Source organism: Streptomyces sp. NPDC027672 (genome assembly GCF_055566335.1).
Genome location: NZ_JBVHSO010000004.1, coordinates 492,533 through 517,165, shown reverse-complemented (window position 1 = coordinate 517,165; position 24,633 = coordinate 492,533). Strand labels below are relative to the sequence as shown.

Annotated in this window: 25 protein-coding genes and 1 riboswitch; of the genes, 17 read left to right on the top strand and 8 right to left on the bottom strand. The window is 73.6% G+C overall.

The window, feature by feature from the left end:
* Positions 1 to 181: 181 nt before the first annotated feature.
* A riboswitch (cyclic di-AMP (ydaO/yuaA leader) is annotated at positions 182 to 333 on the top strand.
* Between the two features lie 12 nt (positions 334 to 345).
* Positions 346 to 1,101: a M23 family metallopeptidase gene (locus ACZ4SV_RS13350; protein ID WP_468004014.1), complete on the top strand. Its 756-nt coding sequence runs from the start codon at positions 346 to 348 to the stop codon at positions 1,099 to 1,101.
* Between the two features lie 198 nt (positions 1,102 to 1,299).
* Positions 1,300 to 1,986 (top strand): GntR family transcriptional regulator, encoded by a 687-nt coding sequence (locus ACZ4SV_RS13345; protein WP_365874014.1) that lies wholly within the window; start codon positions 1,300 to 1,302, stop codon positions 1,984 to 1,986.
* Between the two features lie 192 nt (positions 1,987 to 2,178).
* Here ACZ4SV_RS13345 and ACZ4SV_RS13340 read toward each other — a convergent pair whose 3' ends face one another.
* A complete protein-coding gene (locus ACZ4SV_RS13340; RefSeq protein ID WP_365874012.1) occupies positions 2,179 to 2,460 on the bottom strand; it encodes an HPr family phosphocarrier protein in 282 nt (93 codons plus the stop codon).
* Between the two features lie 176 nt (positions 2,461 to 2,636).
* On the opposite strand from ACZ4SV_RS13340, the gene ACZ4SV_RS13335 reads away from it, so the two are divergent.
* The 4 genes from ACZ4SV_RS13335 to ACZ4SV_RS13320 all read left to right on the top strand — a co-directional run bounded on the left by ACZ4SV_RS13335 (position 2,637) and on the right by ACZ4SV_RS13320 (position 8,792).
* The gene (locus ACZ4SV_RS13335) at positions 2,637 to 5,558 is read left to right on the top strand and encodes a bifunctional acetate--CoA ligase family protein/GNAT family N-acetyltransferase (RefSeq protein WP_468004011.1); all 2,922 of its coding nucleotides are present in this window, start codon (positions 2,637 to 2,639) and stop codon (positions 5,556 to 5,558) included.
* Between the two features lie 747 nt (positions 5,559 to 6,305).
* Positions 6,306 to 6,902, top strand: coding sequence for a DUF5998 family protein (locus ACZ4SV_RS13330; RefSeq protein WP_365883706.1), 597 nt, complete (start codon positions 6,306 to 6,308; stop codon positions 6,900 to 6,902).
* Positions 6,902 to 8,098, top strand: coding sequence for an alkaline phosphatase family protein (locus ACZ4SV_RS13325; protein ID WP_365883705.1), 1,197 nt, complete (start codon positions 6,902 to 6,904; stop codon positions 8,096 to 8,098). The genes ACZ4SV_RS13330 and ACZ4SV_RS13325 overlap by 1 nt, the downstream gene beginning before the upstream one ends.
* 43 nt (positions 8,099 to 8,141) lie before the next feature.
* Positions 8,142 to 8,792, top strand: coding sequence for a thymidine kinase (locus tag ACZ4SV_RS13320; RefSeq protein ID WP_365883704.1), 651 nt, complete (start codon positions 8,142 to 8,144; stop codon positions 8,790 to 8,792).
* A 44-nt stretch (positions 8,793 to 8,836) separates the two neighbouring features.
* On the opposite strand, the gene ACZ4SV_RS13315 is transcribed toward ACZ4SV_RS13320, so the two are convergent.
* On the bottom strand, positions 8,837 to 9,622 hold the full coding sequence (locus ACZ4SV_RS13315; RefSeq protein ID WP_365883703.1) for a VOC family protein: 786 nt from the start codon (positions 9,620 to 9,622) through the stop codon (positions 8,837 to 8,839).
* Between the two features lie 124 nt (positions 9,623 to 9,746).
* Positions 9,747 to 9,944 carry a hypothetical protein gene (locus ACZ4SV_RS13310; RefSeq protein ID WP_365883702.1) on the bottom strand — a complete coding sequence of 66 codons (198 nt, stop codon included), beginning with the start codon at positions 9,942 to 9,944 and terminating at the stop codon, positions 9,747 to 9,749.
* Between ACZ4SV_RS13310 and ACZ4SV_RS13305 the strand changes: the two genes are divergently transcribed.
* Complete coding sequence (locus tag ACZ4SV_RS13305) at positions 9,943 to 10,794, top strand: sulfurtransferase (protein WP_468004007.1); 852 nt, start codon at positions 9,943 to 9,945, stop codon at positions 10,792 to 10,794. The genes ACZ4SV_RS13310 and ACZ4SV_RS13305 overlap by 2 nt on opposite strands.
* 86 nt (positions 10,795 to 10,880) lie before the next feature.
* Here the strand turns inward: ACZ4SV_RS13305 and sepH are convergent, their stop codons facing one another.
* Positions 10,881 to 11,921, bottom strand: a complete 1,041-nt coding sequence (sepH, locus tag ACZ4SV_RS13300; protein WP_365871424.1) for a septation protein SepH — start codon at positions 11,919 to 11,921, stop codon at positions 10,881 to 10,883.
* A gap of 480 nt (positions 11,922 to 12,401) precedes the next feature.
* Between sepH and ACZ4SV_RS13295 the strand changes: the two genes are divergently transcribed.
* On the top strand, positions 12,402 to 13,166 hold the full coding sequence (locus ACZ4SV_RS13295) for a hypothetical protein (RefSeq protein WP_468004005.1): 765 nt from the start codon (positions 12,402 to 12,404) through the stop codon (positions 13,164 to 13,166).
* On the opposite strand, the gene ACZ4SV_RS13290 is transcribed toward ACZ4SV_RS13295, so the two are convergent.
* Positions 13,090 to 14,409 carry a D-arabinono-1,4-lactone oxidase gene (locus tag ACZ4SV_RS13290; RefSeq protein WP_468004003.1) on the bottom strand — a complete coding sequence of 440 codons (1,320 nt, stop codon included), beginning with the start codon at positions 14,407 to 14,409 and terminating at the stop codon, positions 13,090 to 13,092. The two genes, ACZ4SV_RS13295 and ACZ4SV_RS13290, sit on opposite strands and share 77 nt — an antisense overlap.
* The gene (locus ACZ4SV_RS13285; protein ID WP_468004001.1) at positions 14,369 to 15,607 is read right to left on the bottom strand and encodes an MFS transporter; all 1,239 of its coding nucleotides are present in this window, start codon (positions 15,605 to 15,607) and stop codon (positions 14,369 to 14,371) included. Before ACZ4SV_RS13285 ends, ACZ4SV_RS13290 begins: the two co-directional genes overlap by 41 nt.
* A gap of 129 nt (positions 15,608 to 15,736) precedes the next feature.
* Between ACZ4SV_RS13285 and ACZ4SV_RS13280 the strand changes: the two genes are divergently transcribed.
* Both ACZ4SV_RS13280 and ACZ4SV_RS13275 read left to right on the top strand, forming a co-directional pair.
* Positions 15,737 to 16,864, top strand: coding sequence for a ferrochelatase (locus tag ACZ4SV_RS13280; RefSeq protein WP_365871416.1), 1,128 nt, complete (start codon positions 15,737 to 15,739; stop codon positions 16,862 to 16,864).
* 8 nt (positions 16,865 to 16,872) lie between these two features.
* Entirely contained in the window at positions 16,873 to 17,688 is an 816-nt protein-coding gene (locus ACZ4SV_RS13275; protein ID WP_397938967.1) for an inositol monophosphatase family protein, read from the top strand.
* 85 nt (positions 17,689 to 17,773) lie between these two features.
* Here the strand turns inward: ACZ4SV_RS13275 and ACZ4SV_RS13270 are convergent, their stop codons facing one another.
* Complete coding sequence (locus ACZ4SV_RS13270; protein ID WP_365871412.1) at positions 17,774 to 17,947, bottom strand: hypothetical protein; 174 nt, start codon at positions 17,945 to 17,947, stop codon at positions 17,774 to 17,776.
* Between the two features lie 414 nt (positions 17,948 to 18,361).
* On the opposite strand from ACZ4SV_RS13270, the gene ACZ4SV_RS13265 reads away from it, so the two are divergent.
* The 4 genes from ACZ4SV_RS13265 (at position 18,362) to ACZ4SV_RS13250 (ending at position 21,896) form a co-directional block, all read left to right on the top strand.
* Complete coding sequence (locus ACZ4SV_RS13265; RefSeq protein WP_007387794.1) at positions 18,362 to 19,015, top strand: response regulator transcription factor; 654 nt, start codon at positions 18,362 to 18,364, stop codon at positions 19,013 to 19,015.
* Between the two features lie 5 nt (positions 19,016 to 19,020).
* On the top strand, positions 19,021 to 20,277 hold the full coding sequence (locus ACZ4SV_RS13260; RefSeq protein WP_468003998.1) for a sensor histidine kinase: 1,257 nt from the start codon (positions 19,021 to 19,023) through the stop codon (positions 20,275 to 20,277).
* 394 nt (positions 20,278 to 20,671) lie between these two features.
* Positions 20,672 to 20,968: a DUF4193 domain-containing protein gene (locus ACZ4SV_RS13255; RefSeq protein ID WP_003997302.1), complete on the top strand. Its 297-nt coding sequence runs from the start codon at positions 20,672 to 20,674 to the stop codon at positions 20,966 to 20,968.
* A 13-nt stretch (positions 20,969 to 20,981) separates the two neighbouring features.
* Positions 20,982 to 21,896, top strand: a complete 915-nt coding sequence (locus tag ACZ4SV_RS13250; protein WP_468003996.1) for a hypothetical protein — start codon at positions 20,982 to 20,984, stop codon at positions 21,894 to 21,896.
* Between the two features lie 7 nt (positions 21,897 to 21,903).
* Here ACZ4SV_RS13250 and ACZ4SV_RS13245 read toward each other — a convergent pair whose 3' ends face one another.
* Positions 21,904 to 22,368 carry a DUF3093 domain-containing protein gene (locus tag ACZ4SV_RS13245; protein ID WP_365871406.1) on the bottom strand — a complete coding sequence of 155 codons (465 nt, stop codon included), beginning with the start codon at positions 22,366 to 22,368 and terminating at the stop codon, positions 21,904 to 21,906.
* Positions 22,369 to 22,534: 166 nt separating this feature from the next.
* Between ACZ4SV_RS13245 and ACZ4SV_RS13240 the strand changes: the two genes are divergently transcribed.
* The 3 genes from ACZ4SV_RS13240 to ACZ4SV_RS13230 are packed head-to-tail and all read left to right on the top strand — an operon-like array spanning position 22,535 to position 24,433.
* Entirely contained in the window at positions 22,535 to 23,119 is a 585-nt protein-coding gene (locus tag ACZ4SV_RS13240; protein ID WP_397938974.1) for a PaaI family thioesterase, read from the top strand.
* The gene (dut, locus tag ACZ4SV_RS13235; protein ID WP_365871402.1) at positions 23,116 to 23,667 is read left to right on the top strand and encodes a dUTP diphosphatase; all 552 of its coding nucleotides are present in this window, start codon (positions 23,116 to 23,118) and stop codon (positions 23,665 to 23,667) included. The genes ACZ4SV_RS13240 and dut overlap by 4 nt, the downstream gene beginning before the upstream one ends.
* A 1-nt stretch (position 23,668) precedes the next feature.
* Positions 23,669 to 24,433, top strand: a complete 765-nt coding sequence (locus ACZ4SV_RS13230) for a DUF3710 domain-containing protein (protein WP_365871400.1) — start codon at positions 23,669 to 23,671, stop codon at positions 24,431 to 24,433.
* Positions 24,434 to 24,633 lie beyond the last annotated feature (200 nt).

Genomic DNA, 24,633 nt, shown 5'->3' with positions numbered 1-24,633 from the left:
CACCGGCCGTCAGGGCCTCCACTGTTCCACTCGCTCCCTCAGGTGCCCGATTTGGGGCGGAGGTTGCCTGTCTGCCCTGTGGGATGCGCTACAAAAAGCCGGATTCGTTTGAGGTGGGAAAGCGGGCCGCCGTAGCGTCACCTGGGCTGTTCGTCAGGCAGTGCGCCGCACCCGCGGCACCGGACAGTCATCGCCGAGTCCCCGTACGGCGCGAGCCAGGGGAGCCGGGGACCCACGTCCCTGGGGTGAATCGGGCGCCCGCGAGGGGGCCCGTAGGAGACCTTCCTGCTCCGAACCCGTCAGCTAACCCGGTAGGCGAGAGGGAAGGAAAGGACCAGCCACCACATGGCGTTCATGTGCGCCACCGGCAAGCACCGCAAGCCCGGCCGGGTCAAGCGGACCACCGCGCAGGCGGCCGGCGTCGCGGCCCTGACCACCACGGGCGTGCTCGGCTCCCTCGCCGCCTCCCCGGCGGTCGCCGCCGGTAACCCCGCGGACCAGACCGGTCTCACCCCGGTCCTCGCCGCGACCGAGGACGTCGCCGGCCTGATCGACGCCCAGGCCACCGCGCAGCAGCAGGCCGCCGAGCGGAAGGCGGCCGAGGAGGCCGCCGCGAAGGCCGCCGCCAAGCGGGCCGAGGAGCTGCGCCAGGCCAGGGCCCGTGCCGCCCGCGAGGCCGAGCGCAAGCGGCTGAACACCTTCGTCGCCCCCATCGCGCACTCCTACGTCTCCACGGCCTACCGGGCCAGCAGCTCCCTGTGGTCCTCCGGTTCGCACACCGGCATCGACTTCCACGCGGCCAGCGGCACGGCCGTCCACGCGGTGGGCTCCGGCACGGTCGTCTCCACGGGCTGGGGCGGCGCGTACGGCAACCAGATCGTGATCCGGATGGCCGACGGCATGTACACGCAGTACGGGCACCTGTCGTCCATCGGCGTCACCGTGGGCCAGCAGGTCGTCCCGGGCCAGCAGATCGGCCTGTCCGGCGCCACCGGCAACGTCACCGGGCCGCACCTGCACTTCGAGGCGCGCACCACCCCCGAGTACGGCTCCGACGTCGACCCCGTCGCCTACCTCCGCGGCCACGGCGTGCACATCTGACGCGTCCCGCGCGGTCCTTCCCAGCCCCGGCTCACCGAGCCGGGGCTTTCGCCGTATTCCGTGGTGTCCGCCACCCCCGCTGACCAAAAAATATCCATGAATTACGACCCGCCGTCGGAAATTCCGGCTCATTGTCATAGAGTCACGGAACACGCGTCCATCGTCGGCGTTTCACGGGGATTAAGGCGGAGGTCGGTCATGCGTATTCCGGCGCACTCGGTGTGCACCGCTGTCCGGGACGATATCGTCGCCGGTGTCTACGAGCGCGGCAGCCGCCTCACCGAGGAAGTCCTGGCCCGCCGCTACGGCGTCTCCCGCGTCCCCGTCCGCGAGGCGCTGCGCACCCTGGAGGCCGAGGGCTTCGTGGTGACGCGCCGGCACGCGGGCGCGTGCGTGGCCGAGCCGACCGAGCAGGAGGCCGCCGACGTGCTGGAGATGCGGACGCTGTTGGAGCCACTGGGCGCCGCGCGGGCCGCCCAGCGGCGCACTGAGGCCCATCTGAAAGTGCTACGAGGCCTGGTCCGGCTGGGCCAGGAGCGGGCCAGGAGGGGCCACAGCGAGGATCTGCGCGCGCTGGGCGGCTGGTTCCACGAGACCCTGGCGCAGGCGTCCGGCAGCCCGTCGCTGACCGCGGTGCTGACCCAGCTGCGGCACAAGATCGCGTGGATGTACACGGTGGAGCCCCCGGTGAGCCCGGCGGAGACCTGGGCGGAGCACGGTGCGATCGTGGACGCCGTGGCGCGCGGGGACGGCGAGCGCGCGCGGGCGCTGACGGCGCTGCACGCCGAGCGGGCCACGGGCGCGCACCGGCTGCGTTCCACCCGTGCCGGGGACCGGGTGAGGACTTCGCAACATGCCGTAAACGTATCGGGTCTGCGGCTTTAACACGGGCACCGTATACAAAGAGGAGTTATTCGGTGGCGGCTGTTTTCCGCTGCCATTTTCCCGGTGCCGGGAATTACTCGGCACCGGCCGTCCGGGCGCCGGGCGGAAATGCGGCCGGGAAAACGCGGAAGCCGCGCCATCCGGTGCGGACGGCACGGCTTCCGGTATTGCTCGGCCTCGGTGCGCGGACGGTCAGACCGTCTCGGGCAGCTCGTCCAGGCCCTCGGCGACCAGCTTGGCCAGACGGTCCAGGGCGGCGTCCGCGCCCTCGGCGTCGGAGGCCAGGACGATCTCCTCGCCACCCTGGGCGCCCAGACCCAGGACGGCCAGCATGGAGGCCGCGTTGACGGGGTTGCCCCCGGCCTTGGCGATCGTCACCGGGACGCCTGTGGCCGTGGCGGCTCGGACGAAGATGGAGGCGGGGCGGGCGTGAAGGCCCTCGGCCCAGCCGACGTTGACGCGGCGCTCAGCCATGTGTTGCTGCCCTTCGGTGTTCAGGTTGTCTAGACCAGTTTCCCATATCGTGAAGCATGCCCGGAGGGGACCCGTGTCCCGCCCCGGCGCGGCTCCGGACCGCGGCCTCGGTCCGGCGTTCCGCCCCCACGGACTGCCTCGCGCCATTGTCGTACACGAGCCGTACTCTGGGGCCCATGCAGACCTCGGCGGACCGGCAGGACCGGCACCACTACCCCGCCCACTGGGAGGCGGACGTGGTGCTGCGCGACGGCGGCACCGCGCGCATCAGGCCCATCACCGTCGATGACGCCGACCGTCTGGTCAGCTTCTACGAGCAGGTCTCGGACGAGTCGAAGTACTACCGCTTCTTCGCGCCGTACCCGCGGCTCTCCGCCAAGGACGTCCACCGCTTCACGCACCACGACTTCGTGGACCGGGTGGGGCTCGCGGCCACCATCGGCGGCGAGTTCATCGCCACCGTACGCTACGACCGCATCGGCGCCGCCGGCCTGCCCGCCCCGGCGCCCGCCGACGAGGCCGAGGTCGCCTTCCTGGTGCAGGACGCCCACCAGGGCCGCGGGGTCGCCTCCGCCCTCCTGGAGCACATCGCGGCCGTCGCGCGCGAGCGCGGCATCCGCCGCTTCGCCGCCGAGGTGCTGCCCGCCAACACCAAGATGATCAAGGTGTTCACGGACGCCGGCTACACGCAGCAGCGCAGCTTCGAGGACGGCGTCGTCCGCCTGGAGTTCGACCTCGAACCCACCGACCGCTCCGTCGCCGTGCAGCACGCCCGGGAACAGCGCGCCGAGGCCCGCTCGGTGCGCCGGCTGCTCGCGCCCGGCTCGGTCGCGGTCGTCGGCGTCGGCCGCGCCCCGGGCGGCGTGGGCCGCAGCCTGCTCGGCAACCTCCGCGCGGCCGGCTACCCGGGGCCGCTGCACGCCGTGAACAAGGCGTTCCCCGCGGACCTCAAAGAGATCGACGGGGTGCCCGCGTACCGCTCGGTGCGCGACATCGACGGGCACGTGGACCTCGCCGTCGTCGCCGTACCGGCCGAGCACGTGCCCGCCGCGGTCGCCGAGTGCGGCGAGAGCGGCGTCCAGGGACTGGTCGTGCTCTCCGCCGGGTACGCCGAGAGCGGGCCCGAGGGCCGCGAACGGCAGCGGGCCCTGGTCCGGGCCGCGCGCGCGTACGGCATGCGCATCATCGGCCCGAACGCCTTCGGGATCATCAACACCGCCCCCGGCGTCCGGCTGAACGCCTCGCTCGCCCCCGAGCCGCCCCGGCCCGGCCGCATCGGGCTCTTCGCCCAGTCCGGCGCCATCGGCATCGCCCTGCTGTCCCGGCTGCACCGGCGCGGCGGCGGCGTGACCGGGGTCACGGGCGTCTCCACGTTCGTGTCCGCCGGCAACCGCGCCGACGTCTCCGGCAACGACGTCCTCCAGTACTGGTACGACGACCCGGACACCGACGTCGTCCTCATGTACCTGGAATCCATCGGCAACCCCCGCAAGTTCACCCGGCTCGCCCGGCGCACGGCCGCCGCCAAGCCGCTCGTCGTCGTCCAGGGCACCGGCACCGCCCCGCCGGGCCACGCGGTGCGCGCCACCCGGCTGCCGCACGCGACGGTGTCCGCGCTGCTGCGGCAGGCCGGCGTGATCCGGGTCGACACCATCACCGAGCTGGTCGACGCGGGCCTGCTGCTCGCCAGGCAGCCGCTGCCGGCGGGGCCGCGGGTGGCCATCCTCGGCAACTCGGAGTCGCTGGGCGTGCTGACGTACGACCGGTGTCTGGCCGAGGGCCTGCGGCCGGCGCGGCCGGTGGACCTGACCACCGGGGCGACGCCGGAGGACTTCCACCGGGCGCTCGCCGCGGCGCTGGCCGACGACACGTGCGACTCCGTCGTGGTGACGGCGATACCCGCGATCGGCGAAGGGTCGCCGGGGGACGCGGAGCTGGCGGAGGCGCTGCGGTCGGCCGCGGCCGCGGTCCCGGGCAAGCCGGTGCTGGTGGTGCACGTGGAGCTGGGCGGGCTGGCGGAAGCGCTGTCGGCCGCGACGAGCACGGCACCGGGGGCCGCCGACAAGGCGCCCGGCACCGGGAGCGGCACCCCGCCGTTCCGCCCCGCCGCCCGGCCGTCCACCGCGCTGCCTGACCGGCCCGCCGCCCGGCCGTCCACCGCGCTACCCGACCGGCCCGCCACCGGGGCGGGCACCGGCGCGGTACGGCCGTCTCACGGCTCCCCGCCCGAGGGCACCCACCTCATCCCGGCCTACCCCGCCGCCGAACGCGCCGTCCGGGCGCTCTCCGAAGCCGTGAAGTACGCGCAGTGGCGGCGGGAGGCGGCCGATCCCGGCCGGGTGCCGGAGTTCGACGACATCGACGAGAAGGGCGCCGCCCGGCTGATCGGCGAGCTGCTCGCGCGCGGACAGGGGCTCACCCTCTCGGCCGCGCAGACCGGCCGGCTGCTCGGCGCCTACGGCATCCCGGTGCGCCGCGCACTGCCCGCGCCCACCCCGGACACCGCCGCCGAAGCCGCCCGCGCGCTCGGCTACCCGGTGGCCCTCAAGGCCACCGCCCCGCACCTCAGACACCGCGCCGACCTGGGCGGCGTCCGCCTGGACCTCGCCGACGAGGAGCAACTGCTGCGGGCGTACGCCGAGCTGACCGAGCTGTTCGGGCAGCCCGAGGAGGTACGGCCGGTGGTGCAGGCGATGGCGCCCCGGGGCGTCGACACCGTCGTGCGCGCGGTGATCGATCCGGCCGCCGGTGCGGTGCTGTCCTTCGGCCTGGCCGGTGCGGCCTCCCAACTGCTCGGCGACATGGCCCACCGGCTGATCCCGGTCACCGACCGGGAGGCGACCTCGCTGGTGCGCTCGATCCGCACCGCCCCGCTGCTGTTCGGCTGGCGCGGCTCCACACCCGTCGACACCCCGGCCCTGGAGGAGCTGCTGCTGCGGGTGTCCCGGCTGGTCGACGACCACCCGGAGGTGGTCGCGGTCACCCTGGAGCCGGTCGTCGTCGCGCCGCACGGCGTGAGCGTCCTCGGCGCCTCGGTACGGCTCGCACCCCCGCCGGCCCGCGACGACCTCGGCCCACGCACGATGCCGGTCTACTGAACGGGGGAGCGGGACGCGCGGCCACCACCGCCCGCCGCCTACGACGCTCCGCCCAGGAAAACCCGCGCCCGGTGCGGCCACCGGCCGTGCCGCCCTGGCGGCCGGCCACCGACCACCAGAGCGGCACGGACCGTCGTAACGGAAGCCGGACCCCGGACACGGTGCCCGGAGCCGGGCCCCGGCCGTCGCGATCCGAAAGGCGTCGATCGGGCGCCGACCGCCATGACGGCGGCCGGGCTCCGGCCGTCCGGGCGGCACTGGCCACCTTGCCCGTAGTCGGGCCCCGGCCGACCGTAGTCGGGCCCGGCCGCCGGTGCGGATGGCGGCCACCGGGCCTGGAGCCGGGCCCCGGCCGTCGTGATCCGAGGGCGTCGAACACGGCGTGCCCGTCGCTGGGGCGTCGGCCGTCATGACCGTGGGCGGGTCCCGGCCAGCCGAGCGGTACCGGCCACTGTGCCCGGCGCCGGGCGCCCGGCCGTCGTGATCCGACGGCGTGCCTGTCGATCGGGTCCCGGCCGGCCGGCCGGACGGTACGGCCACCGGGCCCGGAGCCGGACACCGGCCGACCGAAGCTGGCCCCCCGGCCGTCGAGGCGACGGCGGCACGGCGGCCCGTGCCGGCCCGCAGCCGGCCCGCCGCCGCCGGCCCGCGGCGCGTCCCGGCCCCCTGCGCGGCCCCCCGCGCCAAGGCGTACCCGCCGCCCCCGTCCGTGCGACTGGCCCGGAGCGCTCTTGCCCACGGATTAGGATGGACGTCATGGCCAAGACCAGTACGACGACCCAGGGGCTGCGCGCGGCGATCGAGCGCAGCGGCTACTACCCGGCCCTCGTGGCCGAGGCGGTGGAGGCCGCTGTGGGCGGCGAGCCCATCCGGTCGTACCTGGTCCACCAGGAGACGACGTTCGACCAGAACGAGGTCCGCCGGCACGTCACCGTGCTCGTCCTCACCGGCAACCGCTTCATCGTCAGCCACACCGACGAGCAGGCCGCCGACACCACGTCGCCGACGCCGTACGCCACCACCTCCACCGAGTCCGTGAAGCTGGACCGGGTCTCGTCGGTCGTGGTGAGCCGGGTGGTCGCGAACCCGGAGCAGTACACGCCGGGCACCCTGCCCCGCGAGGTCGTGCTGACCATCGGCTGGGGCGCGGTCAACCGCATCGACCTGGAGCCCGCCGCCTGCGGCGATCCCAACTGCGACGCCGACCACGGCTACACGGGCAGCTCCACGGCGGACGACCTGAGCCTGCGCGTCAGCGAGGCCGGGGACGGCCCGGAGACGGTGCGCCAGGCGCTCGCCTTCGCGCAGGCCATCTCCGAGGCGACCGCGGACCTCACCCGCTGATGTCCCAGCTCTCCGCCTGGGACCACCCGGAACCCCTCTCCCCGGCCACCGCGCCGCTGCCCGAGTACGGCACCGGCTCCCTGGCCGACCTGCTGCCCACGCTGGCCGCGGGCATGGGCGTACCCGGGCTGACCGCCACGATCGGGGAACTGACCCCGGCCGACCGGGTCTGCGTCTTCCTGGTCGACGGACTCGGCTGGGAGCAGCTCAAGGCCCACCCGGACGAGGCGCCCTTCCTGACCTCCCTGCTCGGCAGCTCCCGCGGCGGCACCGGCCGCCCGCTCACCGCCGGCTACCCGGCGACCACCGCCGCCTCCCTCGCCTCCGTAGGCACCGGCCTGCCGCCCGGCGCCCACGGCCTGCCCGGGTACACCGTACGCAACCCGGCCACCGGCGAGCTGATGAACCAGCTCCGCTGGCAGCCGTACACCGAACCGCGCGCCTGGCAGCCGTACCCCACCGTCTTCCAGCTGGCCCACGCGGCCGGGGTGCACGCGGCCCAGGTCTCCTCGCCCACCTTCGAGCACACCCCGCTCACCAAGATCGCGCTCAGCGGCGGCCGCTTCCACGGGCGGCTCAGCGGCGAGGACCGCATGGACCTCGCGGCCGCCCAACTGGCCGCCGGCGACCGCGCGCTGGTGTACACGTACTACGCCGAGCTGGACGGCTCCGGACACCGCTACGGCGTCGCCTCCGACACCTGGCGCGGCCAGCTCATGCACGTCGACCGGCTCGCCCAGCGGCTGGCCGAACAACTGCCCCCGCGCAGCGCCCTCTACGTCACCGCCGATCACGGCATGGTGGACATCCCGTTCGACGAGCAGCACCGGATCGACTTCGACGAGGACTGGGAGCTGCGCGCCGGCGTGGCCCTGCTGGGCGGCGAGGGCCGGGCCCGGCACGTGTACGCGGTCCCGGGCGCCGCGAACGACGTGCTGACCGTGTGGCGCGAGGTGCTCGGCGAGCAGTTCTGGGTGGCCTCCCGGGACGAGGCGATCGCGGCCGGCTGGTTCGGGCCGCCCGGCGCATGCGACGAGCGCGTCTACCCGCGGATCGGGGACGTGGTCGCCGCCGCCCACGACGACGTGCTGGTCATCGCCTCCGAGCGGGAGCCCAAGGAGTCGGCGCTGACCGGCAACCACGGCTCGATGACCCCGGCGGAGCAGCTCGTCCCGCTGCTCGAAGTACGCTCCTGACCCGTCCTCCTGCCCTCCCTTGCCGAAAGGTGCTCAACCCCTCATGCCCGAGCTGGTGTTCTTCTCCGGAACGATGGACTGCGGGAAGTCGACGCTGGCTCTGCAGATCGAGCACAACCGTTCCGCGCGCGGCCTGGCCGGCATGATCTTCACCCGGGACGACCGTGCGGGCGAGGGCAAGCTGTCCTCCCGGCTGGGCCTGGTCACCAACGCGGTGGAGGTGGCGGACGGCCAGGATCTGTACGCGTACCTCGTGGACCATCTCTCGCAGGGCGGCCGGGCCGACTATGTGATCGCCGACGAGGCGCAGTTCCTCGCGCCCGAACAGATCGACCAGCTCGCGCGCGTGGTGGACGATCTCGGTCTGGACGTGTTCGCGTTCGGCATCACCACCGACTTCCGCTCCAAGCTGTTCCCGGGCTCGCAGCGGCTGGTGGAGCTGGCCGACCGGATCGAGGTGCTCCAGGTGGAGGCGCTGTGCTGGTGCGGCGCCCGCGCCACGCACAACGCCCGCACGGTAGGCGGCGCGATGGTGGTCGAGGGCGCCCAGGTGGTCGTCGGGGACGTCAACCAGTCCGCGGGCGAGGTCGGCTACGAGGTGCTGTGCCGCCGCCACCACCGGCGCCGGATGACCGCCGCGTCGGCCCGCGCGGCGGCCCTGTCCCCGGACGTGCTGCCCGTCTCGTCCTCCTGACCCCGCCGGACCGGCCCGGGGGGCGCAGCCGCCCTCGCGGAGGCTCAGCGCGGGTCCTGGACCACCGAGAACTCGGCACCCTCCGGGTCCGCCACCGTCGCCACCCGCCCGTGCGGGCCGTCCTGGGCCGGCGCGAGGATCCGGCCGCCCAGCGCCACCACCTGGCGCAGTGTGTCGCCCAGGTCGGCGACCTCGAAGTACGTCTGCCAGTGCGGCCCCCGCTCCCGGGGCAGATCCTGGCCCATGCCGTGCAGCCCGGCCACCGGACGGCCGTCCAGAAGCAGCGTCGTCCGGCCGGAACCGGCCGCCGGCTCCTCCTCGTAGGGGAACAGGCTCTTGTAGAACTTCGTGACGCTCTCCGTCTCGTAGGTCCGCAGTTCGTACCAGACGGGCGTGCCGGGCGTGCCGCCGAGCGCCGTGCCGGGGTGCCTGACGCCCTGCCAGATCCCGAACACCGCACCGGCGGGGTCGGAGGCGATCGCCATCCGGCCGGCCTCGGCGGCGTCCAGCGGGCCGACGGCCACCGTGCCGCCGCACAGCCGGATCGCGTCGGCGGTCCGGTCCACGTCGTCCGTGGCGAGGTACGGCGTCCAGGCGACCGGCAGCCGGCGGTCCGACGGCAGCCGGCCCATGCCCGCCACCTCGCGCCCGTCCAGCAGCGCCCGCACGTACGGCCCGAGCTGCTGCGGGCCCGGCCGGAACCGCCAGCCGAACAGCTCGCCGTAGAACTCCTCCGTGGCATCCAGCCCGTGCGCCATCAGGCTCACCCAGCAGGGTGCGCCGGGCACCCGCCGCGCGTGCGGACCGGCTGAATCCCGTGCTTCGGTCATCGATCACTCTCTCCCCGGCCCCTCGCGGTGGCCGTGTCGCTTCCGCTGCCCGGAAGGGGTGTCCAGAGCGCTGGCGCGCGCGCCCGTACCGGTGCGCGCGCACCCCCCGCGGAGCCGCGCGGCGTTACCGCGCCGCCCGGCCGTACCCGGAGAGGATGCCCGATCCGCCGTCTTTCACCGCTTCCTGACGATGGCCGACGGATGTCCGCCGGTTGTACGGCACGTGCTCGATCCGGTACGCGTAGTGATCGAGCGTGTCCGGCCGAGCAGAGTAGCCGTCCCTGGACGCCGCGGCCACCCCTGGCGTATGGATGGACGCCATGACAGCCATCATCACCGCATCCGAACTCGCACCCGAGCTGACCGGCGGCCACCCGCCCGTGCTGCTGGACGTGCGCTGGCAGCTCAGCCTGGCCAAGGCGGCGGGCGCGCCGGCCTTCGACGGCCGGGCGGAGTACGCGGCCGGGCACCTGCCCGGCGCCGTCTTCGTCGACCTGGACCGGGAACTGGCCGCCGCGCCGGGCGCACGGGGCCGCCATCCGCTGCCGGACCTCGCCGAGTTCGGCGCCGCGATGCGCCGCGCCGGCGTGTCGGCCACCCGCCCGGTCGTCGTGTACGACGGCGGACAGGGCTGGGCGGCCGCGCGCGCCTGGTGGCTGCTGCGCTGGACGGGTCACCCGGACGTGCGGGTGCTCGACGGCGGGTTGCCGTCCTGGACCGGCGAACTGTCCACCGAGGCACCCGTCCCGGCGGAGGGCGACTTCGTGCCGGCGCCGCGGGAGGCGGGGCTGCTGGACGCGGACGGGGCGGCGGCGCTGGCCCGCACGGGCGTGCTGCTGGACGCCCGCGCGGGGGAGCGGTACCGCGGCGAGGTGGAGCCTGTCGACCGGGTCGGCGGGCACATCCCGGGCGCGGTGTCGGCGCCGACGACGGAGAACGTGGGTCCCGACGGCCGCTTCCTGCCCGCGGCGGAGCTGAAGGACCGCTTCGAGGCCCTCGGGGTGTCCGGGGACACGGAGGTCGGCGTGTACTGCGGCTCGGGCGTCTCCGCCGCCCACGAGGTGCTCGCGCTGGCCGTGGCGGGCATCCCGGCGGCCCTGTACGTCGGTTCCTGGTCGGAGTGGTCCGCGGACCCGTCCCGGCCGGTGGCGACGGGCGCGGACCCGCGGTAACGCACCGGACCGGAAGGACGGGCGCGGGTGACGGGACAGCCGGAGAGGGGCACGCGCGCGTGCCCCTCTCCGGCTGCCGCGAGGGCCTACTCCTGCTTCTTGCGACGGGTGCCGAACACGATCTCGTCCCAGCTCGGGACGGCGGCGCGGCGGCCGGGACGGACGCCGTCGGCCTCGGCCTGCCGGTCGGTCGCGCCGACCAGCCGGTCGCGGTGGCTGCCCACGGAGCGCGGCATGAGGACGTCCGCGTAGGCGGAGCCGGCCGAGGCGGCGGGCGCCGGCGGCTCCTCGGCGGCGGGCTCGTCGTCGGTCTCCTCCGCCGGCTCCGACGAGCGCTCCGGGACCACCAGGTCGCCCCGGAAGCTGGGCACGGCCTCCAGCAGGCTGGTCAGCGAGTCGCGCTCGCCCGCGCCCTCCTCGGCCGGTTCGGCGGACGCCGCGGGCAGGCCGGGCCGGTCCCGATCCAGCCGTTCGAGCGCGCGGTCCATCGAACGCTCGCGCGGCAGCCGGGCGATGCGCGGGACGAACGGGAAGCTGGGCTCGGGCACCGCGAGGTCGTCGGACTCCCCGATCAGCGAGCGCGCCTCGTCGTCGACGGCCTGGACGAGCCGCCGGGGCGGGTCGTACGTCCAGCTCGCCGAGTGCGGTTCGCCCGCGACCCGGTAGACCAGCAGCACCTCCCAGGTGCCGTCGTCACGGCGCCAGGAGTCCCACTGCACGGTGTCCTTCTCGGCGCCACGCAGCAGCAGCCGCTCCTGCACGGCCTCGCCGAGCGGCGGCCCGGAGTTCTCGCCGGGGCGGCGGACCGGGGTCTTGCGGGCGCGCTCGGCCATGAAGGCGCGCTCGGCCAGCACGGGCCCCTCGAAGCGCCGCACCCGGTCGACGGGGATGCCGGCGAGCTGGGCGACCTCTTCCGCGGTGGCACCGGCACGTATCCGCGCCTGGATGTCACGCGGGCGCAGATGGCTCTCGACCTCGATCTCGATCTGGCCGAGGCGTGGCCGGTCGCCGCGCACGGCGGCGCGCAGCCGCTCGTCGATCGGAAGTGTGTACTCCGTGGAGTCGGCAGCCTTCAGCACCAGCCGTGTGCCGTCATTCGAGACGGCCACGACACGCAGTTCGGGCATGGGGACCTCCCGGGTGGTGCCTGCCGACGTCACGTGCGTCGCTGCTTCCGCTAGTCGAGTGTGGCCTGCCCGGGTGCAGCCTGCCACAACCTTGCCGAGTTGCCCGGCGTGTCGGGCGCGGGCCCGGAACCGCCGTTATGGCACGGTTACCTGTTGGCAACGCTGAGTGACCAACTTGGTCACCCTGTGCAACTAGCCCCCTCCCGGCGGTCCGGCAAGGTCGCGGGCACCCTGACGGGAGACCGGACCCAGGGCTGGCAACAGTACTCCATTCGGACCACGTGCGTGGATGGGCGCGCTGCTCAACTTGCGGCAAGGCGTGTGACTTGACCGTCCGCAACCGCTTTTGCGGATCATGAACGTGGCGAAGTTCACGCAATCGCCAGAAACGGAACTAATGGTTTCGTCCGTACGTCCCCTTCTCGTGCAGTCGGCCGGTCAATGTCGATCAAGTACGGGAAAGGCAGGCAAGTTCCGGGTATGCGTGAAACACCCGATACGGTGCGCAAGCGGATCGATCTGAGCGTCCCCCAGGTCGCGGGCAGCGCCCTGGCGGCGGTCGTGGCGGCCAAACTGGCTTCGTACTTCGGGGTGTACGGCACGATCCTGGGCGCCGGTGTCGTCAGCGCCGTCGCCACCTGCGGCGGCACGGTCTTCCAGCACTTCTTCAAGCGCACCGGGGAGCAGTTGCGGGAGAGGACGACGGTGCCGGTCCGGCCGCGGGACCAGGCACCCCCGCCACCCTCGGGCGAGTTCACCGCGGGCACGGTCTACCGCGCGCGGGCGCGCGGCCGGCGCCGCCCGCTGGTCGCCGCCGCCCTGGTCTTCGGGGTCACCATGGCGGGTATCACGGTGTACGAGCTGGCGTCCGGCAACAGCTTCAGCGGCGGTACGGGCACGACGGTCGGCCACGCCGTCACCGGCCGGGACCCGTCCGGACCGAAGACCGGCGAGACCCCCGCTCCCGCCGGCACCCCGTCGCCGGAGCACACCCCGGCCCCCGGCGGCACGGCTTCCGGTGACTCCCCGACGCCCGGCGGCTCCCCGTCCGGGCAGCCGGAGGAGGAGCCGGACGGGGAACCGTCGTCCGGGACCCCGAGCGGCAGCCCGGCCACCCCGGCCACTCCCGTCCCCACGCCCAGCGCGCCCGGTACGCCCGTCCCGGCGCCTACGCTCCCAGAACCCTCCGCAAGTAGTCGTTCTGGAACAGGCGTTCCGGGTCCAGACGGTCCCGCAGCGCGGTGAACTCGCCGAAACGCGGGTACACCCGGGAGAGGTACTCCGCGTCGCGCGTGTGCACCTTGCCCCAGTGCGGCCGTCCCCCGTGCGCGGTGAAGACGCGCTCGGCGGCGGTGAAGTACGCCTGGTACGGCGTGCCGCGGAACATGTGCACGGCGATGTAGGCGCTGTCCCGGCCCGAGGCGGTGGACAGGGTGATGTCGTCGGCCGGGGCGGTGCGCACCTCGACCGGGAAGCTGATCCGCAGCCCGGAGCGCTCGATCACGGTCCGCAGTTCGCGCAGGGTCTCCACCAGCGCCGCGCGCGGGACGGCGTACTCCATCTCCACGAAGCGCACCCGGCGCGGCGAGGTGAACACCTTGTAGGGGATGTCGGTGTACGTCCGCGCGGACAGGGCCGTGCTGGAGGCCCGCGCGATGGCGGGGATCGCGGCCGGGAGGGCGCGGCCGGCCCACTGGACCGCCTGGAACACCCCGTTGGAGAGGAACTCGTCCTCGAACCAGCCGGCCAGCCGGCCCACCGGCCGCTCGGGGCCGGCGCTGCGGTTGTTGCGCTTGGTGGTGGTGTTGCCGGTGTGCGGGAACCAGTAGAACTCGAAGTGCTCGTTCTCGGCCCACAGCCGGTCGAACTCGGCGAGGACCCGGTCGAGGGGCATCGGCTCCTCGCGCGCGGTGAGCAGGAAGAGGGGTTCCACGGCGAAGGTGAGCGCGGTGACGACGCCGAGCGCGCCGAGCCCGATCCGGGCCGCGGCGAAGACGTCGGGGTTCTCCCGCGCGGAACAGGTGAGGACCGAACCGTCGGCCGTGACGAGTTCCAGGCCCTTGACCTGCGCGGCGATCGAGGCGGAGGTGCGGCCCGTGCCGTGCGTGCCGGTGCTGGTGGCCCCGGAGACGGTCTGCTCCATGATGTCGCCCATGTTGGTGAGCGACAGACCCTCGCGGGCGAGCGCGGCATTGAGTCTCTTGAGCGGGGTGCCCGCCTCCACCGTGACCGTCATGGATTCCCGGTCGATGCCGCGTATCCCGGTCAACAGTTGAGGGCGTATCAATACGCCGTCGGTGGCGGCTATCGAGGTGAAGGAGTGCCCGGTCCCGACCGCCTTCACCTTCAGGCCGTCCTCCCGCGCCCGGCGCACCGCCGCGGCCAGTTCCTCGACGGAGGCCGGCGCGACCTGCCGGGCGGGCCGGGCGGAGACGTTGCCGCCCCAGTTACGCCAGGTGCCGCTCTTCCCGTTCGCCGTGCTGCTCAACGGTGCCTCCCCGCCCCGCGGCCGGCCTGCGCAGCCGGCGGTACCCGAGGAAACCGACCACGACCGCGACGGCCCCGGACACCACCGGAACCCCGTACCCGGCCCGTGCCCCGGCCGCGTCGATCACCCAGCCGGCCGCGGAGGAGCCGAGCGCGACGCCGACCGCGAGGCCGGTGCTCACCCAGGTCATGCCCTCGGTGAGCCGTGCGCGAGGTACGTGCTCTTCGACGAGGGACATCGTGGTGATCATCGTCGGCGCGATGGACAGTCCCGCAACGAACAGCGCCACGGCCAGAAGCGGCAGGTTTCCGACCAGTAGGAGGGGGATCATACTCACGCCCATCGCCGCCACGCCCAGCAGCCAGCGGCGCTCCGGGGAACCGCCGAGGCGCAGCAGCCCGAAGACCACGCCGGCCGCGCAGGAGCCGGCCGCGTACAGCGCCAGGACCAGGCTCGCGGCGCCCTGGTGGCCGCGCTCGTCGGCGAAGGCGACGGTGACCACGTCGACGGCGCCGAAGATCGCGCCGGTCGCCACGAAGGTGGCCACCAGCACCCGGAGCCCCACCGAGCGCAGGGCGCTGCCGCCGCCGTGCCGCTCGCCCGGGTCCACCACCGGCTCGGTGGCGCGCTGGGCGGTCAGCCAGAGGACGCCGGCCGCCAGGAAGCAGGCGGCCAGCAGCGGGCCCGCCTCCGGGAACCAGGCCGTGGACAGGCCGATGGAGATGATCGGCCCGAAGATGAAGCAGACCTCGTCCACCACCGACTCGAACGAGTAGGCGGTGTGCAGCTTCGGCGTGCCCCGGTACAGCACCGCCCAGCGGGCCCGGATCATCGCGCCCAGGCTCGGCACCGAGCCGGTCCCGGCGGCGCAGACGAACAGCACCCAGTCCGGCCACCGGAACCGGGCCGCGAGCAGCAGCCCGGTCGCCGCGGTCAGCGCCACCAGGGTCGCGGGGCGCAGCACCCGGCGCTGCCCGTGCCGGTCCACCAGCCGGGAGATCCGCGGCCCGATCGCGGCGGCGGACAGCGCGAGGGTGGCCGACAGGGCGCCCGCGAGGCCGTACCGCCCGGTGATCCGGGAGACCATCGTGACCACGCCGACGCCCATCATCGACAGCGGCATCCGGCCGAGGAAACCCGCGGCGGAGAAGGCCTTGGTGCCGGGCGCGGCGAACAGGGCTCTGTAGGGGCTGGGCACGGGATCTCCGGTAAGCGGCTCGGTAAGGCGCGAGTACGGCTGATACAGCTTACAAGTTAGGCAACCCTAATAGCTCCCGGGCGGCCCCGCCGTTTTCCCGCTGTCCGAGCCGGGTGGCAGGATCGAGACATGCCAGACGCGCTCGATGCCACCCCGTACGACGCCCTGCTCCTGCTCTCCTTCGGCGGCCCCGAAGGCCCGGACGACGTGGTCCCGTTCCTGGAGAACGTCACCCGCGGGCGCGGCATCCCCAAGGAACGCCTCAAGGAAGTCGGACAGCACTACTTCCTCTTCGGCGGGGTCAGCCCCATCAACGACCAGAACCGCGCCCTGCTGGAGGCCCTGCGCGAGGACTTCGCCGCCCACGGCCTGGACCTGCCGGTCTACTGGGGCAACCGGAACTGGGCGCCGTACCTGACGGACACCCTGCGGAAGATGGCCGCCGACGGCCACCGCCGCATCCTGGTCCTCGCCACCAGCGCCTACGCCTCCTACTCGGGCTGCCGGCAGTACCGGGAGAACCTGGCGGACGCGCTGGCCGCCCTGGAGGCCGAGGGCCTGGAGCCGCCGAGGACCGACAAGCTGCGGCACTACTTCAACCACCCCGGCTTCGTCGAGCCCATGATCGACGGTGTGCTCCGCTCCCTGGCGGACCTCCCCGAGGACGTCCGCGCGGGCGCCCACATCGCCTTCACCACCCACTCCATCCCGACCTCCGCCGCCGACACCTCCGGCCCCGCGGAGGCCCACGGCGACGGTGGCGCCTACGTCGCGCAGCACCTGGACGTGGCCCGGCTGATCGCCGACGCCGTCCGCGAGCGCACCGGCGTCGACCACCCCTGGCAGCTCGTCTACCAGTCCCGCTCCGGTGCCCCGCACATCCCGTGGCTGGAGCCCGACATCTGCGACCACCTCGAGGAGCGGCACGCGGCCGGCGTCCCGGCCGTGGTGATGGCCCCGATCGGCTTCGTCTCCGACCACATGGAGGTCCTGTACGACCTCGACACCGAGGCCAGGGCCAAGGCCGAGGAGCTGGGCCTGCCGGTGCGCCGCTCGGCCACCGTGGGCGCCGACCCGCGGTTCGCCGCGGCCGTCCGCGAACTGATCCTGGAGCGGGCCGCCGCCGAGCGCGGCCAGCGGGTCACCCCATGCGCCCTGGGCGCGCTCGGCCCGAGCCACGACGTGTGCCCGGTCGGCTGCTGCCCGGCCCGCACGCCCCGCCCCGCCGCCGCGGGCGCCGACAGCCCCTACGCGTGAGGAGACCCGTGACCGACGCCCTGCACCGGGACCTGCTGGCACTCGCCCGGGAGGCCGCCTCCCGCGCCGGCGAGCTGCTGCGTGACGGCCGCCCCGCCGACCTGGCCGTGGCCCGGACCAAGTCCAGCCCCATCGACGTCGTCACCGAGATGGACATCGCGGCCGAGAAGCTGATCACCGGCCTGATCTCCGGCCGCCGCCCCGACGACGGCTTCCTCGGCGAGGAGGGGGCCTCGGCCGAGGGCACGAGCGGCGTCCGCTGGGTGATCGACCCGCTGGACGGCACCGTGAACTACCTGTACGGGCTGCCGACCTGGGCGGTGTCCATCGCGGCCGAACAGGACGGCGAGACCGTCGTCGGGGTCGTCGCGGCACCGATGCGCGGCGAGACGTACCACGCCGTGCGGGGCGGCGGCGCGTGGGCCACCGGCGCCTGGGAGGGCGAGCGGGCGCTCGCCTGCCGGCCCGCGCCCCCGCTGGACCAGGCGCTGGTCTCCACCGGTTTCAACTACGTCACCGAGGTCCGCGGCCACCAGGCCGGGGTGGCCGCCCGGCTGATCCCGCTGCTGCGGGACATCCGGCGCGGCGGCTCGGCCGCCGTCGACCTGTGCGACGTGGCCTGCGGCCGGCTCGACGGGTATTACGAGCGGGGCCTGCACGCGTGGGACTACGCGGCCGGCGACCTCATCGCCCGGGAGGCGGGCGCGCTGACCGGTGGACGGCCCGGTGAGCGGCCGTCGCGGGAGCTGGCGGTCGCGGGCACGCCGGGCGTCTTCGAGCCGCTCCAGCGGCTGCTGGAGGACTTCGGCGCCTGGCACGACTGACCCCGGTCGCGCCGGGTCACCCCCGGCCGCGCGCGAAGGGGCCCCGGCGCTGGATTCGCCGGGGCCCCTCCGCGTGCGCTGTCGATCAGACGTGTGACACGCCGACCTCCACACCGTGTTCGGCGGCGAGGCGGCGCAGGTCGTCCAGCTCCGCCTGCTCCACCTCGACGAGGAAGTCGTCGCCGTCGTCACGCGCCCGCGACAGATCGGACTCGGTCGTCTGTATGCGCTGCAGAAGTCCTGCGGTGAAAGCGTCCATGCTGCGCCCCCTCGTCCTGGGTCGTGGGTCGGGTGGCACGGGGGTGTGCCGTATGGAAGGGGCGATCACTTCTGTCGCGGGTGCCCAGCGCTGCCCGGCCGGGCGGCGACGGTGCCGGACACCCACGCCCGTTCTGCGAAGCCGATGCCGGGGTACCGCATGGTGCCGCGGCACATGCAGAGCGTGATCGCGGGGTGTACAGCCGTCCTCCCCCCGCTCCCCTTCGCGGAAACCTCAACTGGAGGAGAAATTCGCGTATTCCCCGCCGCGGACCTTGATCCCTCCGGCCCCGACCCCGCCTTACAGCCGACTTATGGCCGAAAAGGGCAGGATGGGGGCCACACCCCAACGCAGCCCCCTGCCCGCACGCGCCCACGGCGCGCTACGCGGGTGGACACAGGAAGGACAAGCGACGTGCGCGTACTCGTCGTCGAGGACGAGCAGCTGCTCGCCGATGCGGTGGCCACCGGACTGCGCCGGGAGGCCATGGCCGTCGACGTCGTGTACGACGGTGCGGCCGCCCTGGAGCGCATCGGCGTCAACGACTACGACGTGGTCGTCCTCGACCGCGACCTCCCGCTCGTGCACGGCGACGACGTCTGCCGCAGGATCGTCGAGCTGGGCATGCCCACGCGCGTGCTGATGCTCACCGCCTCCGGCGACGTCAGCGACCGGGTCGAGGGCCTGGAGATCGGCGCCGACGACTACCTGCCCAAGCCGTTCGCCTTCAGCGAGCTGATCGCCCGCGTCCGCGCCCTCGGCCGGCGCACCAGCGTGCCGCTGCCGCCGGTCCTGGAGCGCGCCGGCATCAAGCTGGACCCCAACCGCCGCGAGGTCTTCCGCGACGGCAAGGAGGTCCAGCTCGCGCCCAAGGAGTTCGCGGTGCTGGAAGTGCTGATGCGCAGCGAGGGCGCCGTGGTCTCGGCGGAGCAGCTGCTGGAGAAGGCCTGGGACGAGAACACCGACCCGTTCACCAACGTGGTGCGCGTGACGGTGATGACGCTGCGCCGCAAGCTGGGCGAACCGCCCGTCATCGTCACCGTCCCCGGCTCCGGCTACCGGATCTGATCGCCGTGGCCGCGACACCCGCGCCGCCCCAGGCGCCGCCGAAGCCCACCTGGGACCCCAGGAGGCCGCAGCCGCCCTTCCCGTGGCTGCGTCCGACCATCCGCATACGGCTGACGCTGCTGTACGGCGGCATGTTCCTGATCGCCGGCATCCTGCTGCTGTCGATCATCTACCTGCTCGCCGCGCAGGCGATCAGCACCGGCAACCAGCCGCTGTTCAAGATCGTGAGCGGTACGGCGATCCGGGTCACCAGCGACAACTGCCCGGCGATCACCGCGATCAACACCACCAGCCTGCCGCTGTCGGACTTCAACGACATGATCGCCCACTGCGTGGACCAGCAGCGCCAGACGGCCCTGGACAACCTGCTCAGCCGCTCCCTGCTGGCACTGCTGGGCCTCGCCGTGATCGCCTTCGCGTTCGGGTACGCGATGGCCGGCCGTGTGCTGTCCCCGCTCGGCCGGATCACCCGCACCGCCCGTCAGGTGGCCGGCTCGGACCTGTCCCGCCGGATCGAGCTGGACGGCCCGGACGACGAGCTGAAGGAGCTGGCGGACACCTTCGACGACATGCTGGAGCGGCTGCAGCGCGCCTTCACCGCCCAGCAGCGCTTCGTCGGGAACGCCTCGCACGAACTGCGCACCCCGCTCGCGATCAACCGCACCCTCCTGGAGGTGCACCTGTCGGACCCGAACGCTCCGGTGGAGCTCCAGCAGCTCGGCAAGACGCTGCTCGCCACCAACGAGCGCAGCGAACAACTGGTCGAGGGTCTGCTGCTGCTGGCCCGCAGCGACAACCAGATCGTCGAGCGCAAACCGGTCGACCTGGCCGAGGTCGCCACCCAGGCCATCGACCAGGTGCACGCCGAGGCGGAGGCCAAGGGCGTGACCGTCCGGGGCGAGCGCCGGCCGGCGGTGGTGCAGGGCAACGGCGTCCTGCTGGAGCGGATCGCGCTGAACCTCGTCCAGAACGCGGTGCGCTATAACGTGTCCGAGGACGGCTGGGTCCAGGTGGACACCGATGTCCGGCACGGACAGGCGGTGCTCACGGTCACCAACACCGGACCGGTGGTGCCGGCGTACGAGATCGACAACCTCTTCGAGCCCTTCCGGCGGCTGCGCACCGAGCGCACGGGCAGCGACAAGGGCGTGGGCCTCGGCCTCTCCATCGTGCGGTCGGTGGCCCGGGCGCACGGCGGGCACATCCAGGCCCGGCCCCGTGAGGGAGGTGGCCTGGAGATGCGGGTCACACTGCCGATGTGAGCGAGCGCGGGACACACGCGGACCGTGTTCGCTCTACGCGGAATTTTCCAGCCGCCGAACGGACGTCTCCCTGTGTGATCGATCACATGAACAGATTTCCGGTCATGTACGCAGGGTGATCATGAGAGAAGGTGGAAAGCCGGGAAAGTCCGGGTTTTCGGGGCTCCTGATCACGGGAAGTACACGTGGAGGCGCCTTTGAGGTGCGGCATCAGAACCGTGTACGGTCCACACCGCCATCCAAGCCGATCACTCCTGAGGGGTCGGGTTGGGTGTCGATTGAGTAACAGACCTTGATGTGAGGCAAAATCTCCGCCTCAGGTCGGGCACAAGTCCGGCCTCTCACGCGTTACGTGCGCTGGAGACACCGCAGACACCCAGAGGGGGAGAGCGATATGGCAACCGATTACGACACTCCACGCAAGACCGACGACGACGTCGACTCGGACAGCCTTGAAGAGCTGAAGGCGCGGCGGAACGACAAGTCCACCTCGTCGGTGGACGTCGACGAGTTCGAGGCCGCCGAGGGCCTCGAACTGCCCGGAGCCGACCTCTCGAACGAGGAGCTGGCCGTCCGGGTGCTGCCCAAGCAGCAGGACGAGTTCACCTGCATGAGCTGCTTCCTGGTGCACCACCGCAGCCAGCTGGCCCGGGAGAAGAACGGCCAGCCGATCTGCCGCGACTGCGACTGAGGACGGGTCGGCCGTGACTGGCTCGACCCCTCCCCGGAAGCGCCGCTTCTCCCTGCGGAAAGCGGACCAAGGGCCGATCGGCGGCCCGCACGGCACGCGTGACGACGGGCGGGGCTCTCCCGGAGCGGGAGCCCGGCCCGGACCGGCGGCGGACCAGGACGGTCTGCCGGCGCCGGTGCACCACCCCGCGCCTCTCGCCCGTCGCCGGGCGAAGGTGGTCGGGGACAAGGCCCGGGAGATGGCCCGGGAAGGGGCCCGCAAGGGCGGCAGCCGCGCCCGCGCGGGCCTGTCGTACCTCGCGGACCGCCTCATCGAGATCGCCCCGCGTATCCCCGTACGCGACCTCGCGACCCTGCGCCGGCAGTTCCCCGGCCTAGGGCCCGAGGAACTGGCCGACAAGCTGGTGGCGGGCGCGGCGGCCGGCACCTCGACGGTCGGAGCCGGCATCGGGGCGGCGGCGATGCTGCCGGTGCCCCCGGCCATGCCGACCGAACTGGCCGCGGAGATCACCGGCGTCGCCGCGATCGAACTGAAGCTGATCGCCGAACTGCACGAGGTCTACGGCGCACGCCCGCCGGGCGGCCGCAAGACCCGCAGCGCCGCGTATCTGTCCTCCTGGTCGGGGGACCGCGGCATCGACGTGTTGAAACCGTCGACGTACGACACCGCCCTCGGCGGCCGGATGAAGCGCGGACTGCGCCAGCAGATCATGAAGAGGATGGTCCGCGACCTGCCCCACCTGATGCCGTTCATGGTCGGCGCCGCGGTCGGCGCGGTCGTGAACCGCCGGGACACCAAGAAGCTGGCGGCCCGCGTCCGGGCCGACCTGCGCAAGACCCAGGTGCCGTGGGAGGAGCTGCGCGAGCTGCCGCCGCTGGAGGAGCCGGCGGATCCGCTGGACCTGCCCGAGCCGCCCGGGGACCGATAGCGGAGGGCTAGGCGTTCGCCGTCCGCGCCGCGTCGATCGCCGCGGCCAGCTTCTCCGGCTCCCGCGTCGACAGGTACAGGTACGGCGTCGGGTCCGCGGGGTCCGTGACCTCCACGCGCAGCGCCGTCGGGATGTAGGCGCGCAGCAGCAGGAACGCACGGGTGTCGGCCTTGTACGTCCGCCAGGCGCGGGCCTCCTCGGCGTCCAGGACCTCGGCCGCGCCCAGCGCCGCCACCGGGATCTTCGCCTCGCCCGCGATCAGCGAGTCCCCCACCACCCGGATGCGCGGGGAGCCGTACGCGCTCGCCACCACCGCCGCGGCCGCCGTACCGCCGACCAGACCGCCGAGCAGCGGCAGGGTGCCGAACGGCAGCAGGATCAGGGCACAGGAGACGCCCACCAGGAGGCTGATCACCCACCACGAGCGGGGAGCCGTCAGACGTTCTTCGTAGGGGGTGGCGGAGAGCTGCATGGAACCTAGCTTGGCACGGGATCCGCAGCGCACCGATGCCGGGGAGCCGGCGCCGGGCGGTGTCGTGAAGGGCCGTGGCGGGTGACGGGAAGGGGTCGGGGCCGGCGCGGAGCGGTGTCGAACAGGGCGGTGGCGTGTGGGGGGAGGCCGGGTAAGGTCTGCGCCTGTGAGTGGTAGTTCCGCAGCTCTTCAGCCTCCCGCCGACGCGGCGGAGCCGGTACGGCACCCCGACGCGCCCGCGCCCGGGGAACTCCTCGGCGCCCATTACGCCCACTGTTTCGGCTGCGGCCCCGGACAGTCCCACGGACTGCACCTGGCGGCCCGGGCCGGCGAGGGCGTCTCGCTGACCGCCGAGTTCACCGTGCGCCCCGCCCATCAGGGCGCCCCCGGCCTCGCGCACGGCGGCGTGCTCGCCACGGCCCTGGACGAGGCCCTGGGCGCGCTGAACTGGCTGCTGCGGACCATCGCCGTGACGGGACGGCTGGAGACCGACTTCGTACGGCCCGTGCCCGTCGGCACCACGCTGTACCTGGAGGCCCGGGTCACCGCCGTCGCCGGCCGCAAGATCTACTCCACCGCCACCGGGCGCATCGGCGGCCCCGGCGGACCGGTCGCCGTCCGCGCCGACGCCCTCTTCGTCGAGGTGAAGGTGGACCACTTCATCGACCACGGCCGCGGCGAGGAGATCCAGGCCGCCATGAACGACCCGGACCAGTTGCGTCGTGCCCGAGCCTTCGAGGTGAACCCGTGAGCCGAGGCCCTCTCGACGTACAGATCCGGCGGGTCGACCCCGACGTCCCGCTGCCGGCGTACGAGCACCCGGGCGACGCCGGTGCCGACCTGCGCACCACCGAGCCGTGCGAGCTGGCGCCGGGCGAGCGGGCCGTTCTGCCCACGGGTGTGTCGATCGCCCTCCCGGAGGGGTACGCGGCGTTCGTGCATCCGCGTTCCGGCCTCGCCGCCCGCTGCGGCGTCGCCCTCGTGAATGCCCCCGGGACGGTTGACGCCGGGTACCGTGGGGAGATCAAGGTGATCGTGGTGAATCTCGATCCGCGCGCGAGCGTGCGGTTCGAGCGCTTCGACCGGATTGCCCAACTGGTCGTCCAGCAAGTCGAGAGGGTCCGCTTCCGGGAGGTCGCGGAACTTCCCGGCTCGGCGCGGGCCGAAGGGGGCTTCGGGTCCACCGGTGGCCATGCCGCGGTGGGCGGCGAGAGCGGCACAAGCGGTCAGGCCGCCGAGGGCGGTCCGACGGGTGGGAATCGATACGCTTCGGTCGTATCCGACCGGGAAGGACAGTGACGTGTTCGGACGTCGCAAGAAGAAGGGTGCCGCCGAGGACGCGGCCGGCGAGGCCGAGCAGGTCGTCGACAGCGTCGACACCGAGGCGGACGAGACGGAGGAGGCCGAGCGCGAGCGCGTCCGGCTGGAGCCCGGGCCGCGGCCGGACGGGCCGTGGGACAGCAGCGAGGTCCGCGACCCGGCCGAGGGCCGCGTCGACCTCGGTGGTCTGTTCGTGCCGGGCGTCGACGGCATGGAACTGCGCGTGGAGGTCGCCGGGGACGCGATCGTCGCCGCGACGGTCGTACTGCGCGACAGCGCCATCCAGCTCCAGGCGTTCGCCGCGCCCAAGCGCGAGGGCATCTGGGGTGAGGTACGCGAGGAGATCGCGTCCGGCATCACCCAGCAGGGTGGCATCATCGACGAGGTCGAGGGCCCGCTCGGCTGGGAGCTGCGCGCCCAGGTGCCGGTGCAGCTGCCGGACGGCACCGGCGGCTTCCAGGTGGTCCGCTTCGTCGGCGTGGACGGCCCGCGCTGGTTCCTGCGCGGAGTGATCTCCGGCCAGGGCGCGGTGCAGCCGCAGGCCGCCGGCCTGCTGGAGCAGATCTTCCGCGAGACGGTCGTGGTGCGCGGCGAGGGCCCGATGGCCCCGCGCGACCCGATCGTCCTCAAGCTGCCGAACGACGCGCAGATGGTCCCCGAGGGCGTCCAGCAGGAGGAGGGCTCGCGCTTCTCCGGCGGCATGGGACAGCTCCAGCGGGGACCGGAGATCACGGAAGTCCGCTAGACGCTCCGCGGGTTCAGCGGGATGTACGGGCCGCACCCTGAGGGGTGCGGCCCGTTTTTCGCGGGGGCGCGCCGCCGGCGGTGCCCGCATCCCGCCGGGCGGGGGTCCGCCGTCGCGTGGCCGCGCGGTTCACCGCACCCTTCCGGGGCGCTGCCCCGCACTCCTCCGGGGCGCGGCCCCCTCCACCCCTTCCGGGGCGT